The organism is Acinetobacter sp. YH16032, assembly GCF_013417345.1.
Taxonomy (GTDB): Bacteria; Pseudomonadota; Gammaproteobacteria; order Pseudomonadales; family Moraxellaceae; genus Acinetobacter.
On record NZ_VPEE01000125.1, the window covers coordinates 1 to 1807 of the forward strand.

The 1807-nt window shown below is 33.9% G+C and carries 2 protein-coding genes; both read left to right on the forward strand.

The window, feature by feature from the left end:
- The first annotated feature begins 345 nt into the window (after positions 1-345).
- Positions 346-1269 carry a replication initiation protein RepM gene (gene repM, locus FTV32_RS16810; protein ID WP_004811812.1) on the forward strand — a complete coding sequence of 308 codons (924 nt, stop codon included), beginning with the start codon at positions 346-348 and terminating at the stop codon, positions 1267-1269.
- Positions 1270-1329: 60 nt separating this feature from the next.
- Positions 1330-1807, forward strand: a 478-nt coding sequence (locus FTV32_RS16815; RefSeq protein WP_257227652.1) for a plasmid replication DNA-binding protein, incomplete at its 3' end; no start/stop codon positions are given.

Below are 1807 nucleotides of genomic sequence, written 5' to 3' on the forward strand. Positions count from 1 at the left end.
CGACGAATCGAGCGAAAGCGAGATTCAATAGAGTTTGAGCGAAGCGAAAACCAAGGGCAATTTTTTATGTTTTGGGCTTTTAATTATTTTTAAGCTTTTAAATGCTTTTAGACATGCTCAAGTCTTTGTAAATAAAGGCTTCTAGATCTTATATGACTACGTTTACCTACCAATATGACTACGTTTACCTACCAATATGACTACGTTTACCTACCAATATGACTACGTTTACCTACCAATAATCTACATTATTTTTTTTGTAGATTTAACTACGTTTACCTTGCATTAATCTGCATATTTATTATTATAGATTTATATTCATAAGTAATAATGTAGACAAATAAAATGCGGGACTTAGTAGTTAAAGATAATGCCTTAATTAATGCGAGTTATAACTTAGACTTAGTAGAACAACGTTTGATCTTATTAGCTATTGTTGAAGCAAGAGATAGTGGTCGAGGCATTAATGCCAATGATCCATTAGAAGTCCATGCTGAGAGCTATGTAAATCAATTTAATGTTGCAAGACAAACAGCGTACCAAGCGTTAAAAGATGCTTGTAAAGATCTATTCGTACGCCAATTTAGCTATCAAGAAATCAATAAGAGAGGAAATGTAGAAAATGTTTTAAGCCGCTGGGTCAGCGAGATTAGATATATCGATGATGAAGCAACCGTGAAGTTAATATTTGCTCCTGCAATTGTCCCACTTATTACACGTTTAGAAGAGCAATTTACTAAATATGAGTTACAACAGATTAGTAATCTCAGCAGTGCTTATGCTGTGCGGTTATATGAATTATTAATTGCTTGGCGCAGTACGGGTCAAACTCCTATTATTGAACTAGCAGAGTTCAGACAAAAAATAGGCGTTCTTGATGATGAATATACAAGAATGGGAAATTTTAAAGATCGAGTATTAAATTTAGCTATTGCTCAAATTAATGAACATACGGATATTAACGTCCAATGTCAGCAACATAAAAAGGGACGTAATATTTCTGGTTTTTCATTCACCTTTAAACTGAAAAAAGTCGTTATAGCTCATACTAAAGAGCAAACTGCTCTTGAGATTTTCTCAAAATTTACCGATGCACAGTGTCATCTTTTTGCCAGTAAATTATCTGAGCTTCCAGATATGAATAAATATTCTCAAGGTACTGAAAGCTACTCACAATTTGCAGTTCGAATTTCTGAAATGCTACGAGATCCACAAAAATTTGAAGAACTACTCCCATATCTAAAGAAAGTAGGCTTTAATACAAAATAAACTTCATGTTCAGATTGGATGTTCACATAAACATCCTTGTACACGCACTGAGGGATTCCATTGAACACAACAAAATTTAGCGTTATGGACGCAAGTAAAGCCTTTAAAAAATCACGTACAACAATATACGAGGCTTTAAAAAGTGGTGAATTATCAAGAGATCATGATGGACTTATAGACTTGTCTGAACTTATCAGAGTTTATGGCAATCCAGTCGGTGTTCAGTCCAGTGCACGTACTGAACAAGTTCAAAAGGATGTACAAGTACACGTTCAATCTGAAGTTGAAAATGTATTAAAAGATCAGATTTCTTTACTCAAAAATCAGTTAGATTTAGCAAATCAAAGAGAAAAGTCTTTGATGCAACATATTGAAGATCTTACTCATAGAATTGAGTTTAAAGGCACCTTAGAACAGCCAAAACAAGAAAATATTAATAAACTAAATGAATCTACTAATTCGAATATAGCAACAGATCCTCGGCCACAGACTGAGTCAAACTATGACGGATTGACTACTCCAAAGAACAAACGGATCC

Bases quoted from the DNA above. Each gene is read 5' to 3' on its own strand.
- repM (WP_004811812.1), top strand. From the start codon at position 346: ATGCGGGACTTAGTAGTTAAAGATAATGCCTTAATTAATGCGAGTTAT.